Here is a 21,730-nt window from a genome sequence, read left to right as displayed (position 1 = left end):
GACCGATGCTGATGAAACACACCGCCACGGTACGTTGGCAACTCTGGATAGTGGCGTTCGGCTTCTTTATGCAGACGCTGGATACCACTATCGTCAATACCGCCCTGCCCTCGATGGCCGCCAGCCTGGGGGAGAACCCGCTGCGCATGCAGTCGGTGATCGTCGCCTATGTGCTGACGGTGGCGGTGACGCTGCCGGCCAGCGGCTGGCTGGCGGACAAGGTCGGCGTACAGCGGGTGTTTTTCAGCGCCATTGTGCTGTTTACCCTCGGCTCCTTCCTCTGCGCCCGCTCGGCAACCCTGAACGAGCTGATCGCCTCGCGCGTGCTTCAGGGCATCGGCGGCGCGATGATGGTGCCGGTCGGCCGACTGACGGTGATGAAGATCGTGCCGCGCGAGCAGTACATGGCGGCGATGACCTTCGTGACGCTGCCGGGCCAGATCGGCCCGCTGATGGGGCCGGCGCTGGGCGGACTTCTGGTGCAATACGCCAGCTGGCACTGGATTTTCCTGATCAATATTCCGGTGGGCATCGTGGGTGCCATCGCCACGCTGCTGCTGATGCCCAACTACCAAATGCAGACCCGCCGTTTCGATCTCAGCGGCTTTTTCCTGCTGGCGATCGGCATGGCGTCGCTGACGCTGGCGCTCGACGGCCACAAAGGCATGGGCCTGACCGGCGGCGCCATCGCCGGCCTGGTGGCGCTGGGCGCGGCGGCGTTGTTGGGGTATGTTTGGCATGCCTACGGCAATAGCCGCGCCCTGTTCTCGCTGCGGCTGCTGCGCACCCCGACCTACAAGATCGGGCTGCTGGCCAGTCTGCTGGGGCGCATCGGCAGCGGCATGCTGCCGTTCATGACACCGCTGTTTCTGCAGGTGGGCATGGGCTTCACGCCGTTCCACGCCGGGCTGATGATGATCCCGATGATCATCGGCAGCATGGGCATGAAGCGCATCGTGGTGCAGGTGGTCAACCGCTTCGGCTACCGCAACGTGCTGGTGGCCGCCACGCTGCTGCTGGCGCTGGTCAGCCTGAGTTTCCTGCTGGCGGCGATGCTCGGCTGGCTGTGGCTGCTGCCGGTGATACTGTTCTTCCAGGGGATGGTCAACGCATTGCGCTTCTCGGCGATGAATACCCTGACGCTGAAAGACCTGCCGGACCGGCTGGCCAGCAGCGGCAACAGCCTGTTGTCGATGGTCATGCAGCTGTCGATGAGCCTCGGCGTCAGCGTCGCCGGCATCTTGATCGGCAGCTTCGCCCATCACCAGGCGGTGGCCGACAGCCCGGCCATCCACAGCGCATTTATTTACAGCTACTGCTGTATGGCGTTGATTATCGCCCTGCCCGCGCTGGCCTTCGCGCGCGTGCCGGCGGATAGCGCGCCTAACCGCACGCTGGCCAAAGAGCCGGGCACCGGCTCAACGAGGTTGCAATGAAGATAGGCATTACCGGGAAGCTGTTCCTGGCCATTTTCGCCACCTGCATGCTGGTGTTGATCACCATGCACTGGGGGGTGCGCGTCAGCTTTGAGCGCGGTTTTATCGACTACATCAAGAGCAGTAACGAGCAGCGCATCAACATGCTGAGCGAAGCGCTGGAGGAGCAGTACAGCCATCATGGCAACTGGATATTCCTGCGCAACAACGATCAGGTGGTCTACCAAATCATGCGTTCGTTCGAGCAGAACAGCGACAGCAGCCACAACCTGCCGCCCAAAGGCTGGCGCACCCAGTTTTGGGTGGTGGACAGCCAGTTCAATCGGCTGGTCGGGCATTCCGGCCCGTTGCCGAAAGAGGGGCCGCGCCACCCGATCCGCTACAACAACGAGATCGTCGGTTGGGTGCTCACTACCCCGGTCGAACGCCTGACGCGCAATACCGACATCAACTTCGATCGCCAGCAGCGCCGCACCAGCTGGATCATCGTCGCGCTCTCCACCCTGCTGGCGGCGGCGGTGACCTGGCTACTGTCGCGCGGCATGCTGGCCCCGGTTAAACGCCTGGTGGCGGGCACCCATCGATTGGCGGCGGGCGACTTCACCGCCCGCGTGGCGGTCAGCAGCCAGGATGAGCTGGGCAGGCTGGCGCACGACTTCAACCAGTTGGCCACCTCGCTGGAGAAAAATGAACAGATGCGCCGCGCCTTTATGGCCGACGTGTCGCACGAACTGCGCACGCCGCTGGCGGTGCTGCGCGGCGAGCTGGAGGCGCTGCAGGACGGCGTACGCCAGCCGACGCCCGCGTCGCTCAGCTCGCTGCAGGCCGAGGTGTCCACCCTGACCAAACTGGTCGACGACCTGCACCAGCTTTCGCTCTCCGATCTCGGCGCGCTGGCCTATCGCAAATCGTCGGTGGACTGCGTGCATCTGCTGCAGATCGCCGTCGCCGCCTTCCGCGAGCGCTTTCGCGCCAAAGGGCTGGAGATCGTCACCCATCTGCCGCCCCAGGCGCCGCTGTTCGGCGATCCCGATCGCCTGAATCAGCTGTTCAATAACCTGTTGGAAAACAGCCTGCGCTACACCGATGCCGGCGGCCGGCTGGAAATCAGTGCCGAGCTGCAGCCGGGGCGGCTGTCCCTCTGCTGGCAGGACAGCGCGCCGGGCATCAGCGATCAGCAACTGACGCGCATTTTCGAACGTTTCTACCGGGCGGAAGGCTCGCGCAACCGCGCCAGCGGCGGTTCCGGATTGGGGCTGGCGATCTGCCACAACATCGTGGAAGCGCACGACGGGAAAATCCGCGCCGAGCATTCGCCTTTAGGCGGCGTGCGCATTACAGTAGAATTTGCTACCCCGATAAAAAATAAGGCGCCCTGATGGACATTCAGAATCAACCCGTGCAGATCATGATTGTTGAAGATGAGCCCAAGCTGGGTCAACTGCTGGTGGATTATCTGCAGGCGGCGGGCTACGCCACCCGTTGGCTGACCAACGGCAACGAAGTGGTGCCGACCGTGCACCAGCATCCGCCGGCGCTGATCTTGCTCGATCTGATGCTGCCGGGCGCCGATGGGCTGACGGTGTGCCGTGAGCTGCGCCGCTTCAGCGACGTACCGATCGTGATGGTGACGGCGAAAATCGAAGAGATTGACCGCCTGTTGGGACTGGAGATCGGCGCCGACGATTACATCTGCAAACCCTACAGCCCACGCGAGGTGGTGGCGCGGGTGAAAACCATCCTGCGCCGCAGCTATCGGCCGCAGGAGAATGCGCGGGAAGATGACCTGTTGCACATCGATGAGCCGCGTTTCCAGGCCAGCTATCAGGGGCAATTGCTGGATCTGACGCCAGCGGAGTTCCGCCTGCTGAAAACGTTGGCCAGCCAGCCGGGCAACGTGTTTTCGCGCGAGCAGCTGCTGAACAACCTGTATGACGACTATCGGGTGGTCACCGACCGCACCATCGACAGCCACATCAAAAACCTGCGCCGCAAGCTGGAGCTGATCGACGGGCAAAAATCCTTTATCCGCTCGGTATACGGCGTCGGTTACCGCTGGGAAGCCGAACCCTGCCGGCTGGTGAATGGGGTTTAGGGGAGAGAATCGACCGCGTTCCACCAAGGCGCGCGGTCAGCCACACCCTGTTGTCGCTCATCCGACAGCAGGAAGTCGTGTGGTAGGGCTGTGTTAGCGATCATTCTCAACAGAGGCTCCCAATCTTTATCGCTGCCCTCGCTTTTATCATTTCCTACTGACCGTTCGATTTTTTCCATCCTTGGCGCTCCTGTGCAAAATTTGCCCTATTTTATCTCTGCGAGGTGAACCCGCCAAGATGAAATCGCGAGTGTTCCACGGCTTAGACGTCCCAAATACTGCGCTGCGCAATCACCGCCCCTCCCTTAGCTTCCCGTGCGGCGCCGGGCTTCTCGGGCGAAAACTCCGCGCCGGCGCAAAAAAATTGCGCATTTTTTCGACTAAGCTGCTGTGAGGTTTAGCCACCGATTTTCAAGCGATTGGCTACACTTACATCACGAATCGGAACCTACAGGAGAAGAACCATGGCAATCGGTCATTACGAGCTGAAAAAAGCAAAGAACGGACAGTACCACTTCAACCTGAAAGCCAGTAACGGCGAGATCATTCTGGCCAGCGAGATGTACGCCAGCAAAGCGTCGGCGGAGAACGGCATCGCCTCGGTGCAGACCAATTCGCCGCATGAAGCGCAGTTTGAACTGAAGCACAGCACCAGCAACCAGCCCTACTTTGTGCTGAAGGCCAAGAACCATCAGGTGATCGGCGTCAGCGAAATGTACAGTTCCGAAAGCGCAGCCAAAAACGGTATCCAGTCGGTGATTAAAAATGGCCCGACCACCGATATTCGCGATTTGAGCGCCTGATCTCCCGTTTCGCCCGCGCGGTGGCCGCCATCGCGCGTTTTCCGTTTGACCGGGATCAATCTCCCTTGAATAAATCCGGTTAACTGCTGATTTTTTGCCGCGCCGCGGCTACAATCCCCCGCTTTTACTGCGCCATCAGGTGGCGTGGTGCTGACCTGAAATCAGACCGAGACACACTATGTTTACACCGGAACTTCTCTCCCCGGCCGGAACGCTGAAAAACATGCGTTACGCCTTCGCCTACGGCGCCGATGCGGTTTACGCCGGCCAGCCGCGTTACAGCCTGCGGGTGCGCAACAACGAGTTCAACCACGAGAATCTGGCGCAGGGCATCAACGAAGCGCACGCGCTGGGTAAAAAATTCTACGTGGTGGTCAACATCGCCCCGCACAACGCCAAGCTGAAAACCTTCCTGCGCGATCTGAAACCAGTAGTCGATATGGGCCCGGATGCGCTGATCATGTCCGATCCTGGCCTGATCATGATGGTGCGCGAAGCCTTCCCGCAGATGGACATCCACCTGTCGGTGCAGGCCAACGCCGTTAACTGGGCGACGGTGAAGTTCTGGAAACAAATGGGCCTGACCCGCGTGATCCTGTCGCGCGAGCTGTCGCTGGAAGAGATCGCCGAGATCCGCGCCGAAGTGCCGGACATGGAGCTGGAGATCTTCGTCCACGGCGCGCTGTGCATGGCCTACTCCGGTCGCTGCCTGCTGTCCGGCTATATCAACAAGCGCGATCCCAACCAGGGCACCTGCACCAACGCCTGCCGTTGGCAGTACAAGGCGGAAGAAGGCAAAGAGGACGACACCGGCAATATCGTGCACCTGCACGAGCCGATCCCGGTGCAGACCGTCGAGCCGACGCTGGGCATCGGCGCGCCGACCGACAAGGTATTCATGCTGTCTGAGGCGCAAAAACCAGGCGAATATATGAGCGCCTTCGAGGACGAACACGGCACCTACATCATGAACTCCAAGGATCTGCGCGCCATCCAGCACGTAGAGCGTCTGACGCAGCTCGGCGTGCATTCGTTGAAGATCGAAGGACGCACCAAGTCCTTTTACTACTGCGCGCGTACCGCCCAGGTCTACCGCCGCGCCATCGACGACGCCGTTGCCGGCAAACCGTTCGATCCGACCCTGCTCACCACGCTGGAAGGCCTGGCGCACCGCGGCTATACCGAAGGCTTCCTGCGCCGCCACGTGCACGAAGCGCAGCAGAACTACGACTACGGCTCTTCGCTCTCCGAGCGCCAGCAGTTCGTCGGCGAGTTCACCGGCGTGCGCCGCGAAGGCTGGGCGGAAGTCGACGTGAAGAATAAATTCTCACTCGGCGACAGCGTCGAGATGATGACGCCGGGCGGCAACGTGCTGTTCACCCTCGAAAGCATGCAAAATAAGAAAGGCGAGCCGATTGAGGTCGCGCCGGGCAACGGCCATATCGTTTATTTGCCGATCCCGCAGGATATCGATCTCAATTATGCTTTGCTGATCCGCAATTTGGCGGAAGAAAATAGCGCCGGAGCCTAACAATGAATCGCCGTCATTCGGCGGCGATTTTTAGCAAATATTAGAATTGGATCACATCAATGTGCCCGCAGCTTGGTTACTATCACGCTGCTTAAAACGAACAACGAAAATATTTGCATAGCAATACTAGGAACCACCTCCTTAGCCGGCCCAATCTCCCTTGGGCTGGCTTTTTCTTTATGGGCCCGCCATTGCCGCCGGCGCGCCTATTTCTCATTACGTTTTCCCGTTATCCATTTTAATAAAAATAATAACGCCACATCGATATATAAATAACGCTATAGCGATTAATCCTGCCGCCATTAAAATTGCGCTTATTGTCAGGTTAAATTCAGATAAATTCGCATCGTCTTCATATTCACGGCGCAATGGGAAATAACCGGAATTAGCTGAATATTCTGATGGCTTGGCGGCCTGGGCTGGTTTATCTTGAGGCATTATTGGTTTTCCGCCGGAGGAGCTCGGCAATGCCTCAACACTCACATGCACCAGCACTGCTTATCATCAACGGCAAGGGCGCCGGCAACGAAGAGCTGCGCCAGGCCGTCAACCGGCTGCGCGAAGAGCAGATAACGCTGCACGTGCGCGTCACCTGGGAACACGGCGACGCCGCGCGCTACGTCGCGGAAGCCGCTCGGCTCGGCGTCGGCACCGTCGTCGCCGGCGGCGGTGACGGCACCATCAACGAAGTGGCCGCCGCGCTGGCGCAACTGCCGGCGCAAGGTCGGCCGGCGCTGGGCATTTTGCCGCTCGGCACCGCCAACGACTTCGCCATGGCCTGCAACATTCCCCTCTCGCCCGAGCAGGCGCTGCAGCTGGCGATCAAGGGCCGCTCGGTGCCTATCGATCTGGCCAAGGTCAACGGCGAGCGCTACTTCATCAACATGGCCACCGGCGGCTTCGGCACCCGTATCACCACTGAAACGCCGGAGAAGCTGAAGGCGGCGTTGGGCGGCGTGTCCTACTTCGTTCACGGCTTATTGCGCATGGATACGCTGCAGGCCGACCGCTGTGAAATCCGCGGGCCGGACTTCCGCTGGGCCGGCGAAGCGCTGGTGATCGGCATCGGCAACGGCAAACAGGCCGGCGGCGGCCAGGAACTGTGCCCCAACGCGCTGATTAACGACGGGCAGTTGCAGCTGCGCCTGTTAATCGCCGATGAACTGCTGCCGGCGCTGGTGGCCGCCCTGTTCAACGACGAAGAGAGCAACAGCATCCTCAGCGCCGCGCTGCCGTGGCTGGAGATCGACGCGCCGCATGAGATGACCTTCAACCTCGACGGCGAGCCGCTCAAAGGCCGCCATTTCCGCATCGAAGTGGTGCCGCAGGCCATCGAATGCCGCCTGCCGCCGAACTGCGCCCTGCTGGGCTAATCCGGCTCTGCGCCCGCTCGCCGCTCGGAACGCCAAGGCAGGCGAGATCGAACAATCAAGCACTTAACGCACCGGGGGCGATCGCCCCCGCGTATTTGGCCACGCCAATGGCATTTCCTCTCAATCGCATCTATTGTTTGTCCTTGCCGGATCAAGTTCGGTAGCATCGCTTTACAGCTTCAATCACCGCTTTTTTACTACGCCGGTGGTCAAAAACCCTTGCATTGCCGGTGTATGAAGAAGCTTAATCGGGAGTGAATCATGACTGATATTGTGCAGTTGCTAGGAAAGGAAGCGGAAGATCTGCTGCAACACCGCTGTACCACTATCCCCGCCGAGAATCTCTACCTGCCGGGCGCCGACTTCGTCGACCGCGTAATGATCGATAACAACCGCCCCAACAGCGTGCTGCGTTCGATGCAAACCCTGTTCAACCACGGCCGCCTGGGCGGCACCGGTTACCTGTCGATCCTGCCGGTCGATCAGGGCATCGAGCACTCCGCCGCCGCCTCGTTCGCCGCCAACCCGCTGTATTTCGATCCGAAGAACATCGTCGAGCTGGCGATTGAAGCCGGCTGTAACTGCGTCGCCTCCACCTACGGCGTGCTGGCGTCGGTATCGCGCCGCTACGCGCATAAAATTCCGTTCCTGGTCAAACTCAACCACAACGAAACGCTGAGCTACCCGACCCAGTACGACCAGACCCTGTACGCCAGCGTCGAGCAGGCGTTCAACATGGGCGCAGTGGCGGTTGGCGCCACCATTTACTTCGGCTCCGAGCAGTCGCGCCGCCAGATCGAAGAGATCTCGATCGCCTTCGAGCGCGCGCATGAGCTGGGCATGGTCACGGTGCTGTGGGCCTATCTGCGCAACCCGGCGTTCAACAAGGACGGCGTGGACTACCACTCCAGCGCCGATCTGACCGGCCAGGCCAACCACATCGCCGCCACCATCGGCGCCGACATCGTCAAACAGAAAATGGCCGAAAACAACGGCGGTTACCGCGCGGTGAAATTCGGCTATACCGACGATCGCGTCTACACCAAGCTGACCACCGATCACCCGATCGATCTGGTGCGCTACCAGCTGGCCAACTGCTACATGGGCCGCGCCGGGCTGATCAACTCCGGCGGCGCCGCCGGTGAGAACGATCTGCAGGAATCGGTGCGCACCGCAGTGATCAACAAACGCGCCGGCGGCATGGGCCTGATCCTGGGGCGTAAAGCGTTTAAGAAATCGATGAAAGACGGCGTGGCGCTGATCAACGCCGTACAAGACGCCTACCTGGACAAGAAGGTCACCATCGCCTGATGTGACAGACCGCCTGTCCCAAAGCCCGGTTCGCCGGGCTTTTTTGTGCCCGTTATCCCGCCTCTCGCGCCGTTCACCTTCTCTTTCTTTCACTTTAAACTTTCAAAATAAAATATTTATCTTTCAAATTGTGATCTATTTAAAACAAATAGCCCAACAAAGTGACTACTGTAAGGCCCATGGCGACAGAGCCGCCGTTCGCTCCAGGCCATATCAGTCCATTACAGGAGAACATAATGATTGAGCTAATCACCCACGGCGCCGAGTGGTTTATCGGCCTGTTTCAGAAAGGCGGTGAAGTGTTTGTCGGCATGGTGACCGGCATTTTGCCTTTATTGATCAGCCTGCTGGTTATCATGAACGCGCTGATCAAATTTGTTGGCCAGGAACGTATCGAACGATTGGCACAGCGCTGCGCGGGCAACCCCGTTTCGCGTTATCTGCTGCTGCCGCTGATCGGCACCTTTGTCTTCTGCAACCCGATGACCCTCAGCCTGGGGCGTTTCATGCCAGAGAAATACAAGCCGAGCTACTACGCGGCGGCCTCCTACAGCTGCCACTCGATGAACGGCCTGTTTCCGCACATCAACCCCGGCGAGCTGTTCGTTTACCTCGGCATCGCCAGCGGCCTGACCACCCTCGGCCTGCCGCTCGGCCCGTTGGCGGTGAGCTATTTCCTGGTGGGGCTGTTCACCAACTTCTTCCGCGGCTGGGTCACCGATCTCACCACCAGTCTGTTCGAACGCAAGATGGGCATCCGTCTGGATCGTCAGGTGCAACTTTAATTCGTGGAGTGCAGCATGAGTGCTTATATCCGTATTGAAAAAGGCGCCAGCGGCTGGGGCGGCCCCCTGGAACTGCCGATAGAACCCGGCAAAAAAGTGGTGTACATCACCGCCGGCACCCGGCCTTCCATCGTCGATCGCCTCAGCGAATTGACCGGCTGGCCCGCCGTCGACGGTTTCAAAGAGGGCGAGCCGCCGGCGGAAGAGATCGGCGTGGCGGTGATCGACTGCGGCGGTACCCTGCGCTGCGGCCTATACCCGAAACGCCGCATTCCGACGGTCAACATCCACGCCACCGGCCAGTCCGGCCCGCTGGCGCAGTTTATCCTCGAAGACATCTATGTCTCCGGCGTGCGCGACCACAACATCAGCCGAATCGACGCGACGGAGAACCCACCCGCCGCCGCCGCCGTTGCCGCGCCGCCCAAGGCGCGCGACTACGACACCAGCAAGAAGATCACCGAACAAAGCGACGGGCTGCTGGCGAAGGTCGGCATGGGCATGGGATCGGTGGTGGCGGTGTTCTTCCAGGCCGGGCGCGACACTATCGACACCGTGCTGAAGACCATTCTGCCGTTTATGGCGTTCGTCTCGGCCTTGATCGGCATCATCATGGCCTCCGGCCTCGGGGACTTTATCGCTCACGGCCTGACGCCGCTGGCCAACAGCCCGATCGGCCTGGTGACGCTGGCGCTGATCTGCTCATTCCCGCTGCTGTCGCCGTTCCTCGGCCCCGGCGCGGTCATCGCCCAGGTGATCGGCGTGCTGGTCGGGGTGCAGATCGGCCTCGGCCATATCCCGCCGCAGCTGGCGCTGCCCGCGCTGTTCGCCATCAACGCGCAGGCCGCCTGCGATTTCATTCCGGTCGGCCTGTCGCTGGCGGAAGCCAAACAGGACACCGTACGGGTCGGCGTGCCTTCAGTGCTGGTTGGCCGCTTTCTGACCGGCGCGCCAACGGTCCTGATCGCCTGGGCCGCCTCGGCCTTTATTTATCAATAGCATGATTTCCAGGGAGACGTTTATGCACACCATTTTTCATACCACCATCACGCAGATCGGCGGCTGCGCCCGCGACGCGTTGCTGGACAACATGCTGATCACTTTCCGTGAAGGCGCGCCGGCGGATATCGAAGAGTTCTGCTTCATCCACCGCCACGGCGCGACCGCCGGCGAGCTGCAGGTGGGCGGCGTGATGGAGCTGGCGCAGCAGCGCTACGCCATCACCGCCGTCGGCAGCGTCGCCACGCAGAATCTGCGCGAGCTCGGCCACATCACCGTACGCTTCGACGGCGAAGCCGAAGCCGAATTCCCCGGCTCGATCCACGTTTCCGGCCCGACGCCGACCGATATCCCGTTGGGCAGCACGCTGTCATTTATCGCATAAGGAGTAGACCATGTCTGAAGTAGCTGTAGTGATCGGCGGCGGCCAAACGTTAGGCGCCTTTTTGTCCCACGGGCTGGCGCAGGCCGGCTATCGGGTGGCGGTGGCCGATCTGAACGCCGACAACGCCAATCGGGTGGCGCGGCAGATCAACGAAGAGTACGGCACAGGCAGCGCCTGCGGTTTTCAGGCCGACGCCACCGACGAGCAGAGCGTGCTCGCACTGGCGGCGGCGGTTGACCGGGAATTTGGCCAAACCAACCTGCTGGTCTACAGCGCCGGCATCGCCAAGGCGGCGCCGATCACCGACTTCCCGCTGGGCGACTTCGACCGCTCGCTGCAGGTGAACCTGGTGGGCTATTTCCTCTGCGCCCGCGAGTTCTCGCGCCTGATGATCCGCGACGGCATCGCCGGGCGCATCATTCAGATCAACTCCAAGTCCGGCAAGGTCGGCAGCAAGCACAACTCCGGCTACAGCGCCGCCAAGTTCGGCGGCGTGGGGCTGACGCAGTCGCTGGCGCTCGATCTGGCGGAATACGGCATTACCGTGCATTCGCTGATGCTCGGCAACCTGCTGAAATCGCCGATGTTTCAATCGCTGCTGCCGCAATACGCGCAAAAATTGGGCATCGCGCCGGACCAGGTGGAGCAGTACTACATCGACAAAGTGCCGCTGAAGCGCGGCTGCGACTACCAGGACGTGCTGAACACCCTGCTGTTCTACGCCAGCGATAAGGCCTCTTACTGCACCGGCCAATCGATCAACATCACCGGCGGCCAGGTGATGTTCTGACGCCACCGACGCCCCCTTCCGCGGAAGGGGGCATAAGGAGAACCCCATGACACAAGCTTTGATCGCCTTCGCGCTGCTGGCCTGGCTGCTGCAAATCGCCTTCGGCTGGTGGCAACTGCAACGTTTTAACCGCGCCTTCGACGGCTTATGCCGACTGGGCGCCGTCGGCGTCGGCCGCTCCGGCGGCCGTTTCCGCCCGCGGGTGGTGCTGGCGCTGGCCTTCGACGCCGATCGGCGGGTGTGCGGCAGCCTGTTGCTGCGCGGCCTGACCGTTTTCGCCCGGCCCCGCCCGCTGCCTCATTTGCACGGTTTGCATCAGCGGGATTTGCGCCCGGATGTGATCTTCCCCGAGGATCGCGCATGCCAGTCTGCACTATCGTTAGCGATTGAACCCAAATCGTGATATTTTCACATTAAAAGGCATTACCTTTCATAGTGAATTATTCAGCGAAGGGAAATGCCCCACTCTTGTGAACGGGAATCGCGATGAAACCAAAGCAGCGGCAGGCCGCTATCCTTGAATATCTGCAGCAGCATGGCAAAACGGCAGTGGACGCCCTGGCCGAGCATTTCTCCACTACCGGCACCACCATCCGCAAAGATCTCACCCTGCTGGAAGAAGAAGGCGAGGTGATCCGCACCTACGGCGGCGTAGTACTCAGCCGCGACGACGGCGATCAGCCGATCGACCGTAAAACCCATATCAACACCGAGAAAAAACGCCGCATCGCCAGCGCCGCCGTGGCGCTGATCGCCGACGGCGACTCGCTGATCTTCGACGCCGGCAGCACGGTGCTGCAGATGGTGCCGCACCTCGCGCAGTTCAATAACATCACGGTGATGACCAACAGCCTGACCATCGTCAACGCGCTGGTGGAACTGGACAACGATCAGACCATCCTGATGCCCGGCGGCACCTACCGCAAAAAATCGGCCTCGTTCCACGGCAGCCTGGCCGAATCGGCGTTTCAGCAATTCAGCTTCGACAAGCTGTTTATCGGCGCGGACGGCGTCGATCTCAACGCCGGCGTCACCACCTTCAACGAAGTGCACAACGTCAGCAAAGCGATGTGCGAAGCCGCCGGCCGCATTATTTTGTTGGTGGACTCCTCGAAATTCGGCCGCAAGAGCCCGAACGTGGTGTGCGAACTCAGCGCCGTCGATACGCTGATCACCGACCGAGACATCAACCCCGATTACCTCGCCGCCCTGCAGGCGAAAGGCATCAATATCATTCTGGTAGGAGACCCCGATGAGTAACGCCAACGCCCTGCTCGCCTTCGCCCGCGAAACGCTGGAGATCGAGTTGACCGAAGCGCAGCGCCTGCTGGCGCGCCTGGATGACAATTTCGTCTGCGCCTGCGAGCTGCTGCTGAACTGCCGCGGCAAAGCGGTGATTTCCGGCATCGGCAAGTCCGGCCATATCGGCAAAAAAATCGCCGCGTCGCTGGCCAGCACCGGCACGCCGTCGTTCTTCGTTCATCCGGCGGAGGCGCTGCACGGCGATCTCGGCATGATCGGCGCCGAGGACGTGGTGGTGTTCATCTCCTATTCCGGCCGCGCCAAAGAGCTGGACCTGATCCTGCCGCTGCTGGCGGAGAACGGCATTCCGGTGATCGCCATCACCGGCGGCAAAGAGTCGCCGCTGGCGCAGGCCGCGGCCTGCGTACTGGATATCGGCGTCGAGCGCGAAGCCTGCCCGATGGGGCTGGCGCCCACCTCCAGCGCGGTCAACACCCTGATGATGGGCGACGCTCTGGCGATGGCGCTGATGCGCCAGCGCGGTTTCAATGCGGAAGACTTCGCCCGCTCGCACCCGGGCGGCAGCCTGGGGGCGCGCCTGTTGAACCGCGTGCATCACCTGATGCGCACCGGCGATCGCCTGCCGCGCGTGAGCGAAAGCGCCAACGTGATGGAAGCGATGCTGGAACTGAGCCGCACCGGGCTCGGGTTGGTGGCGGTATGCGACGCGCAGCAGCGGGTAGTGGGCGTGTTTACCGACGGCGACCTGCGCCGCTGGCTGGTGAAGGGCAACAGCCTGCAGGATCCGCTCAGCCCGGCGATCACCCGCCCCGGCTATCGGCTGCCGGAGCAGTGGCGCGCCGGCGAAGCGCTGGAAGCGCTGCACGAACAGCACATCAGCGCGGCCCCGGTGGTCAACATGGATGGCGTGCTGGTGGGGGCGCTCAACCTGCACGATCTGCATCAGGCCGGCATCGGCTGATCGACGCCGGGGGCGACATCGTCAGCGCCCCCGGTCAGATCATTTCCAGTCGGGATTGTTCTCGAACTGCTGCTTAAGCAGCGCTTTCATGTCGTCATCCGGCTTGCCGAGCCACTGGTACTTGGCGTATTTCTTCGGATGATCGACGGCTTCCGGCCGATCTTCCACCGCGACTCGCACGCCCCAGGCCTGGGATTTATCCGCGCTGAACGCCACGATCAAAAAGTTGTTGCCGCAGTCGTGCGGTTTGCACAGATTGCCGACCAGATACTCTTTGCCCTTCCAGCTCAGGTTTTGCGCCGGCGTAGAGGTGCCGACGCCCTTGCGCGCCCAGCCCGGCATCCGCGCCTGGCCTTTGACCATGTTTTGCCAGCTGGCCTGATACCCCGGCTGCTGAATCAAATCCGATGTGGTGACGATCTGCTGAGCGAAGCTGCCCGCGCTGAAGCTGAGCAGTGCGCCGAAGAGGGCGCAACGCAGCGCCTGGTGTCCCGTCATAGTCCTTCTCCCTAGGTTAAATCAGGTTTCGCCCGTAAAACCGGGCCTGAACTAGTCAGACCACGGTGGCAGCAAAAAGTTGACTCACCACCAGGCGTGAAAATGATGCACCGGCCCGATGCCGTGCCCCACTTCCAGCGTATCCGCCTGTTGCAGCGCGTGTTGCAGGTAGTCCTTGGCGGCGGCCACCGTGGCCGCCCAGTCGGCATGGCGTGGGCGCAGCGCCGCCAGCGCGGCCGAGAGCGTGCAACCGGTGCCGTGGGTGTGGCGGGTGGCGACGCGCGGCGCGGTAAAGCGCTGCTCGCCTTCGGCGGTAAACAGCCAGTCCGGGCTCTCGCTTTCGCTCAGGTGGCCGCCCTTCATCAGCACCGCCCGGCAGCCCATCGCCAACAGCGCCCGCCCCTGCTCGCGCATCTGCGCTTCATCTTCCGCCGGCGCGCACGCCAGCAACGCCGCCGCTTCCGGCAGGTTCGGCGTAATGATCGACACCAGCGGCAACAGCTCGCGCCGGATAGACGCCACCGCCTCCGGCGCCAACAGCGGATCGCCGCTTTTCGCCAGCATCACGGTATCCAGCACCACGAATTCCGGCCGGTAATGGCGCAGCCGTTCGGCCACCGCCTGCACGATATCGGCGTTGGCCAGCATGCCGATCTTGACGCTGTCGATGCGCACGTCGCTGAACACCGAGTCCAGCTGCGCGGCGACGAACGCCGGATCGATGTAATACACCGACTGCACGCCGCGGGTATTTTGCGCCACCAGCGCGGTGATCACCGAGGTGCCGTAGGCGCCAAGCGCCGAGAAGGCCTTCAAATCGGCCTGAATGCCGGCGCCGCCGCTGGGATCGGTGCCGGCGATGGTCAGGGCGTTAATGCGTTTCATCACAGATCCTCCCCGCGCAGCTGATACAGCGCGTCAAGGAACGCCGGCGTAAAGCTGCCCGGCCCGGCGGCCTGCCTGGCCGCCAGACCGCCGCAGTGGGACATCACCCGGCAGGCGGTCGCCACGTTGTCCAGGCGATCGCCCGGCAGGGCGCAAAACGCCGCCACCACCGCCGACAGCGCGCAGCCGGTGCCCACCACCCGCGTCATCAGCGGGGAGCCGCCTTCGATCGCCCAATCGCGTTGGCCGTCGGTGACGTAATCCACCGCGCCGGTGACCGCCACCACCGCGCCGCTGCGCTGCGCCAGCTCACGCGCGGCGGGCAATGCCGCCAGCGAGTCGTCGCCGCTGTCCACGCCGCGGCCGCTGGCCAGCAACCCGCTGAGCGCCATGATTTCCGAGGCGTTGCCGCGTATCGCCGCCGGTTTCTCGTCCAGCAGCTGTTTGGCGAAGGCGGTGCGGTAGGAGAGCGCGCCGACCGCCACCGGATCCAGCGTCCAGGGCTTACCGGCCCGATTGGCGGCGGCCACCGCCGCCCGCATCGATTCAGCGCGCAGCGCGTTGAGGGTGCCGACGTTGATCAGCAGGCCGTCGGCCAGCGCGCTGAACTGAGCTGCCTCTTGCGGCTCCACCACCATCGCCGGAGAGGCGCCGAGCGCCAATAGCACGTTGGCGGTCAGCGACTGCACCACTTCGTTGGTCAGGCAGTGGATCAGCGGAGGCCGCTGTTGGAATTGGGTCAGGCAGGCCGCGGCGCGGGCGCCGGGTAGTGCATCAGGTCGAGCGATCATATTCCTCCCAACCGGCGTTCAAGAAGGCGGCGCCGGTTGAGCGGCCGTGACTTCCCTACGCTGGCATTATCCAGATCAGGTAATACGGGTATTTCTCAGCCTTCACGCGGAAGGGCACCCCGAGTCATGAAAATCAATAGGTTGTGATCAACGTTGCGTTAATCCCTGCAGGGGATCATGCCAGCGGCGGCGCGGACAAACAAGCGATTAAATTGGCCCAGCGGGCATACGCCGCGCAATGCGCTATAGTGAGCACAAACCACCGGGAGATGCCATGCAGATAAGACCCTACCAAGAGACCGATCGCCCCTTCCTGCGCACGCTGTACCTGGCGTCGCGCAAGGCGGCGTTCGGCTGGCGCGATACCTCAAACTATCAGTTGGAAGATTTCGACGGCGCGACGCTGGGCGAAGCGATTTGGGTGGCGGAAGACGGCGGCGCGCTACTGGGATTCGTCTCCGTCTACCGCGAAGATAACTTCATTCATAACCTGTATGTCGATCCCCATCAGCCGCCGCGCGGCGTCGGCAGTGCGCTGCTGCATGCGGCGCAAGCCACCTTCACCGCCACCGGTTCGCTGAAATGCCTGGTGAAAAATGAAAAAGCGCTGGCGTTCTACCGCAAGCACGGCTGGCGCATCATCTCCACTGGCAACGACGGCGAAGAAGATTATTACCTGATGCACTCACCGGCCCGCTAGCCCTTACCCGCCGCATCCGGCATCCCGCGCAGCGTCAGCCGCCAAAACAGCAATGCGCTCAGGCTGACGCCCGCCCCCAGCCAGCAGACGCCGCTCCAGCCCGCCCAGGCGTACACATGGGTGCCGACAAAGGCGCCCAGCCCGCTGCCGACGGCGTAAAACAGCATGTAGCAGGCCACCAGCCGGCTGTGCGACTGCGGGTGCGCGCTGAAAATCATGCTCTGGTTCAGCACGTGGATCGCCTGACCCGCCAGATCCAGCAGCACGATGCCCGCCACCAGCCAAACCAGGCCGCTGCCGAGCAAACCGAGCGGCAGCCAGGCCAGCGTCAACAGCAGCAGACATGCGCCGCTGGCCGCCTGCCCCAACCCGCGATCCGCCAGATGCCCGGCGCGCACCGCCGCCAGCGCGCCCACCGCGCCGACCAGGCCGAACGCTCCCACCGCGGCATGGGTGAAGTTGAACGGCGGCCGGCTCAGCGGCAACACCAGCGAACTCCAAAAGAGGCTGAAAGCGCCGAACATCAGCAGCGCCAGCATGCCGCGAATTTGCAGCGTGCGGTCATGCAACAACAGGCTCAACATTGAACCCAGCAGCGCGGGATAACTCAGCGTGCTGGGAACGGTGCGTGGCGCTGGCAGCAGGCGCGACAGGATCGGCAGCAATACCAACGTCACTCCGGCAGAGAAGAAGTACACCGTGCGCCAGCCGCCGACGTCCGCCAGCGCGCCGGACAAGGTGCGCGCCAGCAGCAACCCCAGCACCACCCCGCCCTGCGCCGCGCCGACTACCCGCCCGCGCTCCTGCGGCGGCGCCAGGGCGGCGGCGAACGCGATCAGGCCCTGCGTCATGGCGGTGCCCAGTAGCCCCACCAACATCATCCCCACCAGCAGCCAGGCCGCACTGGGCGCCCAGCCCACCAGCAGCAGCGCAGCGATCAGCCCCAGCTGTTGCCCCGCCAGCAATCGATGCCGGTTCAACCGATCCCCCAGCGGCACCACCAACAGCAACGCCAGCGCGCAGCCCAACTGAGTCACGGCGATCACCATGCCGACCGCCGCCAGGCTGATGGAAAAATCGCGGGCGATGGCGTCTAACAGCGGCTGCGCATAGTAAACGTTGGCCACGCTAAAGGCGCTGGCGGCGGCCAACAGCAGCACCAGGGCGGCCGGCAGGCGCCCCAATGCCGCACAGGGAGGATCCAGCAGTTTGTCGCTCATCGCACACCTCAATGTGGTTTCATTATTAAACCCAATGAACTTTAGGTGCAGAGGTTTTATAATGCAACCAGAATATGCAGCAGGAGATAATCGTCGTGAAACGTAAGAGCCTGGAAGACGCGCCGTGCCCGGTGGCGCGCACGCTGGATGTGATTGGCGACTGGTGGTCGCTGCTGATCGTGCGCGACGCCTTCGACGGCGTCACCCGCTTCAGCGAATTTCAAAAAGGGCTGGGGATGGCGAAGAACATCCTTACCACCCGGCTGCGCGCCCTGGTGACGCACGGCGTGCTGGAGATCGTGCCCGCCGCGGACGGCAGTGCCTATCAGGAGTATGTGCTGACCGAGAAAGGCCGCGCGCTGTTTCCGGTGATCGTTGGCCTGCGCCAGTGGGGGGAAGATCATTTGTTCGCCGAGGGAGAAGCGCACTCAACGCTGGTAGAAAGCGACAGCGGCCGCCCCGTGCCGCGCCTGACGCCGATCGGCAACGCCGGGCAGACGCTCACCCCGCTTAACACCCGGGTGGTGAAGGTGGGGGAACGGTTTGAGCCATCTTTTAACAATCGCCAATTAGCTATAAAAGAAACACTTCCAACCGAAATCGCCGCACAGATCGACGCCGCATACAATGTGCTGACAGAGCAACTCGGCGAGACACTCTTGGGCATCCATCTGTATGGATCTGCGGTCGATGGCGGTCTTAAACCCAACAGCGATATCGACATATTGGTCGTCATCAGCAAGCCGCTGATGTCAACCACTCGGGCCGCCCTCATGAAAGCTTTGCTGACCGTGTCGGCTCCGCCAGATGCCGACAGTATTTTTCGCCCGCTGGAAGTCACCGTGCTGGTACAGACCGACATCAAACCTTGGCGCTATCCGCCACGACGTGAGTTACAGTTTGGCGAATGGCTGCGTGAAGAGTTGCTGGTGGGAATTGTCTCCCCCGCCACCTTGGATCCTGATGTGGCGATCCTGCTTACCAAAGCCCGGCAGCATCATCGACATCTGTTCGGCGCCTCCTTTGAACTCCTGTATGACAGCGTCCCTCGCAGTGACTTCATCGCCGCGCTCACCGATACCCTGAGTCAATGGAAAGAACCTGATGACTGGCATGGCGACGAATGCAACATTGTGCTTGCGCTAGCGCGCATCTGGTTCAGCGCGGCAACCGGTCGGATCGCCCCCAAAGATGTGGCCGCCGAATGGCTGCTGGAACGCTTGCCATCTGAACACCAGCCGGTACTTAGCACCGCGCGGCGAGTTTATCTCGGACAAGCGATAGATGACCTGTCTCAGCATCAGCAGCCGTTGGCGGCATTCATCGGCTATGCCAAAACGACGATCGCAAGTCTATTGACGACAACAGCATCGCAATAAGACGCAGGCCTGTCGACACCACTTATCGTCTGCACTTTTTGATGCAGGGACGGATTTTGTTCATAGCCGCCGCCTCCTGCATGATTCGCTTCGCAGCGCCATCCGGGTAATGTATAGTCCGCGTTTTACGGAGATCCCATGCTGACTAACTCATCCATTCGTCTGAACAAATACATTAGCGAGAGCGGTATCTGCTCACGCCGCGACGCCGATCGATACATCGAACAGGGCAACGTTTTCATCAACGGTAAACGCGCCACCGTTGGCGCCCAGGTATTTGCCGGCGATGTGGTGAAGGTTAACGGTCAGCTGATCGAACCGCGCAATGAAGAAGATCTGGTGCTGATCGCGCTGAACAAACCGGTCGGCATCGTCACCACCACCGAGGACGGCGAGCGCGACAACATCACCGACTTCGTCAACCACAGCAAGCGCATCTTCCCGATCGGCCGCTTGGACAAGGATTCGCAGGGGCTGATCTTTCTGACCAACCACGGTGACCTGGTCAACAAGATCCTGCGCGCCGGCAACAATCACGAGAAAGAGTATCTGGTGACGGTCAACAAGCCAGTGACCGACGAGTTTATTCGCGGCATGGGTGCCGGCGTGCCGATGCTTGGCACGGTGACCAAAAAGTGCAAGGTGAAGAAAGAAGCGCCGTTCGTGTTCCGCATCACGCTGGTGCAGGGGCTGAACCGCCAGATCCGCCGCATGTGCGAACACTTCGGCTATGAGGTCACCAAGCTGGAACGCACGCGCATCATGAACGTCAGCCTGAAAGGCTTGCCGCTGGGCGAATGGCGCGATCTGACCGATGACGAGCTGATTGAGCTGTTCAAGCTGATTGAAGGCTCTTCGTCCGAGGCTAAACCGACGAAGAAAGCCCCGGCCAAATCTGCCCCGGCGAAAAAACCGAGCGCCGGCGGACCGAAAAGCGCCGATAAAACCGCTGCGCCGGCCGGCCGCAAGCGCTTTACCCAGCCAGGACGCAAGAAAAAAGGGCGTTAAACGTCCTTCCCTTTCGTCCTCGCTCAGCCCGCCGTTGCGCGGGCTTGGCGAGGGCGAAACCCTGACCACCACCTAGACGAGTCTGATTGAAAACGAGGAAAATCAGGGGGTAAGAGTCACTATTTTTTTAACAGCGTGGTCTTACCGTCAGGCTCTTGAGCAAAAGTCTTCCCATCCAGACTGATAAAAATCCTTTTATTAGCATCACCATTAATAATCATCGCTATATCCTTATAGATACATTTGTTCTTGGCATCGCCCTCGGCAAAACAATGATAGTCATCAACACTTCCATCATTGCTACCCGTCGGAGCGGCAACATAGCCGTCAAAATTCATTACGGCAACGGTAAAGTGACTCTCGTCTTTGATAATATGATATTTTTCCTGAAGTTTATCTTTATTATCATTCCACCAAGATATTTTACCTTCCGTGGTCAACGGAAGGTATTGAACATAAACAGCAGCACCATCAACCCGCACAACATTAGCCGGCCTGACAAGCACCCAAACCAACCAAAAAGCCGCTACGGCAACCAAAGAAAAGAACGCAACCTTTTTCTTGTTAAGCATAGTTTTCACCTGTCACTATTACCTTCGCGCCAAAGTTGGTGAAAAAGGGTCTAAACGCGAACTCTTTATACCTTTGAAGTACAAACCAAATCCTGAAAAAACCAATAGAATTAAACTTTAACTTGCTAATATCTTCTTTATCCAATCCAAAATGATCCTGAGCTTTATAGCTAATCACGGCAGTATATCTATTACCTTGAAAAACCAAAGAATCAACACTGATCTCTGTACTGTTGACCTCATGTACACTGACTCCCATTCCATTTATGCAGTCTTCCCAGCGAACATACTTTGGCAAACGGCTCTGTGATAACTGAAGAGCGAATGCCTCTTTATTCAGCCGATATGAGTTAAAGTCAAAGGTGTCGAGAACACTTTTAATTCGAATTAGCGTACTATTTTCTGATTTATCGCTCAGTATCAGCCTTTTATAGGCTAAATCCATTTGAACATCTTGAAAGTCAGTTCCGTTATTGCACTGCATATGATTGAAAAGCTTAACTATCAAGCCTTGATAAACGCCAGTAAAAGAAAAGTATCTCGATGCAGCTCTCAGCTCATCAAAAAGCATGGCAACCGCCTTTTCTTTTCCTGCTGCCGGAATATTTCGCGTTGCCGGATGATCATAGGGCGATTTATAAGTACTCCAATCGATAAACGTTGATACTTGCCCCAAGCGATACCGTTGCTTAAGTGTACGTTCATCCATATCGCCATATTGCATATCATCCGCAAAACGGTCGTTAAAAGGCTTCTTGCTGGTGAAAATCGTTAACGGCCTTGTCAATTCACGCATTGGAAAATCAGTCCCTTGCCCATACCAATAAGAGCATTAATCATACAGGCAATCCCGCCCTGCTCATATCGGGAAATGTCTTAGCGCCCCCTTACTCAGGCTCACGGGAAACTTAATGCCCACCATAAAAAAGGCCCGCATCAAGCGGG

General features: G+C 60.5%; 25 protein-coding genes, 1 pseudogene and 1 riboswitch. Of the genes and pseudogenes, 18 read left to right on the top strand and 8 right to left on the bottom strand.

Features of this window, described 5'->3' with window-relative positions:
- The first annotated feature begins 5 nt into the window (after positions 1–5).
- Genes mdtD through baeR form a run of 3 tightly spaced genes read left to right on the top strand, consistent with a single transcriptional unit; the run spans position 6 to position 3,531 of the window.
- Complete coding sequence (mdtD, locus tag H7A77_RS12640) at positions 6–1,436, top strand: multidrug transporter subunit MdtD (RefSeq protein ID WP_042785191.1); 1,431 nt, start codon at positions 6–8, stop codon at positions 1,434–1,436.
- On the top strand, positions 1,433–2,815 hold the full coding sequence (baeS, locus tag H7A77_RS12635; RefSeq protein WP_033644061.1) for a two-component system sensor histidine kinase BaeS: 1,383 nt from the start codon (positions 1,433–1,435) through the stop codon (positions 2,813–2,815). Before mdtD ends, baeS begins: the two co-directional genes overlap by 4 nt.
- Complete coding sequence (baeR, locus tag H7A77_RS12630) at positions 2,815–3,531, top strand: two-component system response regulator BaeR (RefSeq protein WP_033644062.1); 717 nt, start codon at positions 2,815–2,817, stop codon at positions 3,529–3,531. The genes baeS and baeR overlap by 1 nt, the downstream gene beginning before the upstream one ends.
- On the opposite strand, the gene H7A77_RS12625 is transcribed toward baeR, so the two are convergent.
- The gene (locus H7A77_RS12625; RefSeq protein ID WP_046687632.1) at positions 3,528–3,710 is read right to left on the bottom strand and encodes a hypothetical protein; all 183 of its coding nucleotides are present in this window, start codon (positions 3,708–3,710) and stop codon (positions 3,528–3,530) included. The genes baeR and H7A77_RS12625 overlap by 4 nt on opposite strands.
- A 285-nt stretch (positions 3,711–3,995) precedes the next feature.
- Between H7A77_RS12625 and H7A77_RS12620 the strand changes: the two genes are divergently transcribed.
- Both H7A77_RS12620 and yegQ read left to right on the top strand, forming a co-directional pair.
- Entirely contained in the window at positions 3,996–4,334 is a 339-nt protein-coding gene (locus H7A77_RS12620; RefSeq protein WP_033644064.1) for a YegP family protein, read from the top strand.
- A 178-nt stretch (positions 4,335–4,512) separates the two neighbouring features.
- Positions 4,513–5,865 (top strand): tRNA 5-hydroxyuridine modification protein YegQ, encoded by a 1,353-nt coding sequence (yegQ, locus tag H7A77_RS12615; RefSeq protein ID WP_046687633.1) that lies wholly within the window; start codon positions 4,513–4,515, stop codon positions 5,863–5,865.
- 216 nt (positions 5,866–6,081) lie between these two features.
- Here the strand turns inward: yegQ and H7A77_RS12610 are convergent, their stop codons facing one another.
- On the bottom strand, positions 6,082–6,303 hold the full coding sequence (locus H7A77_RS12610; RefSeq protein ID WP_127897175.1) for a hypothetical protein: 222 nt from the start codon (positions 6,301–6,303) through the stop codon (positions 6,082–6,084).
- A 29-nt stretch (positions 6,304–6,332) separates the two neighbouring features.
- Here H7A77_RS12610 and yegS point away from each other — a divergent pair, with 29 nt between their 5' ends.
- The 9 genes from yegS to gutQ all read left to right on the top strand — a co-directional run bounded on the left by yegS (position 6,333) and on the right by gutQ (position 13,732).
- A complete protein-coding gene (gene yegS, locus H7A77_RS12605) occupies positions 6,333–7,238 on the top strand; it encodes a lipid kinase YegS (protein ID WP_033644066.1) in 906 nt (301 codons plus the stop codon).
- Positions 7,239–7,499: 261 nt separating this feature from the next.
- Complete coding sequence (gene fbaB, locus H7A77_RS12600) at positions 7,500–8,549, top strand: class I fructose-bisphosphate aldolase (RefSeq protein WP_015378749.1); 1,050 nt, start codon at positions 7,500–7,502, stop codon at positions 8,547–8,549.
- A 236-nt stretch (positions 8,550–8,785) separates the two neighbouring features.
- On the top strand, positions 8,786–9,334 hold the full coding sequence (locus H7A77_RS12595; protein ID WP_004941528.1) for a PTS glucitol/sorbitol transporter subunit IIC: 549 nt from the start codon (positions 8,786–8,788) through the stop codon (positions 9,332–9,334).
- Between the two features lie 15 nt (positions 9,335–9,349).
- Positions 9,350–10,333 (top strand): PTS glucitol/sorbitol transporter subunit IIB, encoded by a 984-nt coding sequence (locus H7A77_RS12590; RefSeq protein ID WP_042785195.1) that lies wholly within the window; start codon positions 9,350–9,352, stop codon positions 10,331–10,333.
- 22 nt (positions 10,334–10,355) lie between these two features.
- The gene (srlB, locus tag H7A77_RS12585; protein ID WP_004941520.1) at positions 10,356–10,718 is read left to right on the top strand and encodes a PTS glucitol/sorbitol transporter subunit IIA; all 363 of its coding nucleotides are present in this window, start codon (positions 10,356–10,358) and stop codon (positions 10,716–10,718) included.
- Positions 10,719–10,728: 10 nt separating this feature from the next.
- Positions 10,729–11,508: a sorbitol-6-phosphate dehydrogenase gene (srlD, locus tag H7A77_RS12580; RefSeq protein ID WP_047025605.1), complete on the top strand. Its 780-nt coding sequence runs from the start codon at positions 10,729–10,731 to the stop codon at positions 11,506–11,508.
- A gap of 46 nt (positions 11,509–11,554) precedes the next feature.
- On the top strand, positions 11,555–11,911 hold the full coding sequence (gene gutM / locus H7A77_RS12575; RefSeq protein ID WP_004941515.1) for a transcriptional regulator GutM: 357 nt from the start codon (positions 11,555–11,557) through the stop codon (positions 11,909–11,911).
- Between the two features lie 83 nt (positions 11,912–11,994).
- Positions 11,995–12,768 (top strand): DNA-binding transcriptional repressor, encoded by a 774-nt coding sequence (locus tag H7A77_RS12570; protein WP_033644070.1) that lies wholly within the window; start codon positions 11,995–11,997, stop codon positions 12,766–12,768.
- On the top strand, positions 12,761–13,732 hold the full coding sequence (gene gutQ, locus H7A77_RS12565) for an arabinose-5-phosphate isomerase GutQ (RefSeq protein ID WP_047025604.1): 972 nt from the start codon (positions 12,761–12,763) through the stop codon (positions 13,730–13,732). Before H7A77_RS12570 ends, gutQ begins: the two co-directional genes overlap by 8 nt.
- Positions 13,733–13,771: 39 nt before the next feature.
- On the opposite strand, the gene H7A77_RS12560 is transcribed toward gutQ, so the two are convergent.
- From H7A77_RS12560 to thiM, 3 genes are all read right to left on the bottom strand, one after another.
- Positions 13,772–14,230: an inhibitor of vertebrate lysozyme family protein gene (locus H7A77_RS12560; RefSeq protein ID WP_033648850.1), complete on the bottom strand. Its 459-nt coding sequence runs from the start codon at positions 14,228–14,230 to the stop codon at positions 13,772–13,774.
- Between the two features lie 84 nt (positions 14,231–14,314).
- On the bottom strand, positions 14,315–15,115 hold the full coding sequence (thiD, locus tag H7A77_RS12555; protein ID WP_025303881.1) for a bifunctional hydroxymethylpyrimidine kinase/phosphomethylpyrimidine kinase: 801 nt from the start codon (positions 15,113–15,115) through the stop codon (positions 14,315–14,317).
- On the bottom strand, positions 15,115–15,906 hold the full coding sequence (gene thiM / locus H7A77_RS12550; protein WP_033651555.1) for a hydroxyethylthiazole kinase: 792 nt from the start codon (positions 15,904–15,906) through the stop codon (positions 15,115–15,117). Before thiM ends, thiD begins: the two co-directional genes overlap by 1 nt.
- A 35-nt stretch (positions 15,907–15,941) precedes the next feature.
- A riboswitch (TPP riboswitch) is annotated at positions 15,942–16,038 on the bottom strand.
- Positions 16,039–16,180: 142 nt separating this feature from the next.
- On the opposite strand from thiM, the gene H7A77_RS12545 reads away from it, so the two are divergent.
- Positions 16,181–16,606 carry a GNAT family N-acetyltransferase gene (locus tag H7A77_RS12545; RefSeq protein ID WP_033644074.1) on the top strand — a complete coding sequence of 142 codons (426 nt, stop codon included), beginning with the start codon at positions 16,181–16,183 and terminating at the stop codon, positions 16,604–16,606.
- On the opposite strand, the gene H7A77_RS12540 is transcribed toward H7A77_RS12545, so the two are convergent.
- Positions 16,603–17,826 carry an MFS transporter gene (locus tag H7A77_RS12540; protein WP_182074277.1) on the bottom strand — a complete coding sequence of 408 codons (1,224 nt, stop codon included), beginning with the start codon at positions 17,824–17,826 and terminating at the stop codon, positions 16,603–16,605. The genes H7A77_RS12545 and H7A77_RS12540 overlap by 4 nt on opposite strands.
- A 95-nt stretch (positions 17,827–17,921) precedes the next feature.
- On the opposite strand from H7A77_RS12540, the pseudogene H7A77_RS25745 reads away from it, so the two are divergent.
- From H7A77_RS25745 to rluF, 3 genes and pseudogenes are all read left to right on the top strand, one after another.
- Positions 17,922–18,359: pseudogene (locus H7A77_RS25745) on the top strand (winged helix-turn-helix transcriptional regulator); the annotation flags it as partial.
- Between the two features lie 42 nt (positions 18,360–18,401).
- On the top strand, positions 18,402–19,205 hold the full coding sequence (locus tag H7A77_RS25740) for an aminoglycoside adenylyltransferase family protein (protein ID WP_369334399.1): 804 nt from the start codon (positions 18,402–18,404) through the stop codon (positions 19,203–19,205).
- A 138-nt stretch (positions 19,206–19,343) separates the two neighbouring features.
- A complete protein-coding gene (gene rluF, locus H7A77_RS12530; protein WP_033651557.1) occupies positions 19,344–20,213 on the top strand; it encodes a 23S rRNA pseudouridine(2604) synthase RluF in 870 nt (289 codons plus the stop codon).
- Positions 20,214–20,332: 119 nt separating this feature from the next.
- On the opposite strand, the gene H7A77_RS12525 is transcribed toward rluF, so the two are convergent.
- The gene (locus H7A77_RS12525) at positions 20,333–20,785 is read right to left on the bottom strand and encodes a DUF943 family protein (RefSeq protein WP_033644077.1); all 453 of its coding nucleotides are present in this window, start codon (positions 20,783–20,785) and stop codon (positions 20,333–20,335) included.
- Positions 20,778–21,581 carry a DUF3289 family protein gene (locus H7A77_RS12520; RefSeq protein WP_182074276.1) on the bottom strand — a complete coding sequence of 268 codons (804 nt, stop codon included), beginning with the start codon at positions 21,579–21,581 and terminating at the stop codon, positions 20,778–20,780. The genes H7A77_RS12525 and H7A77_RS12520 overlap by 8 nt, the downstream gene beginning before the upstream one ends.
- Positions 21,582–21,730: the final 149 nt, after the last annotated feature.

Source organism: Serratia sp. ME47 (assembly GCF_903970925.1).
Lineage (GTDB): Bacteria > Pseudomonadota > Gammaproteobacteria > Enterobacterales > Enterobacteriaceae > Serratia > Serratia ureilytica.
The sequence above is the reverse complement of the archived record's forward strand: the minus strand, read 5'-3'. Positions and strand labels throughout refer to the sequence as shown.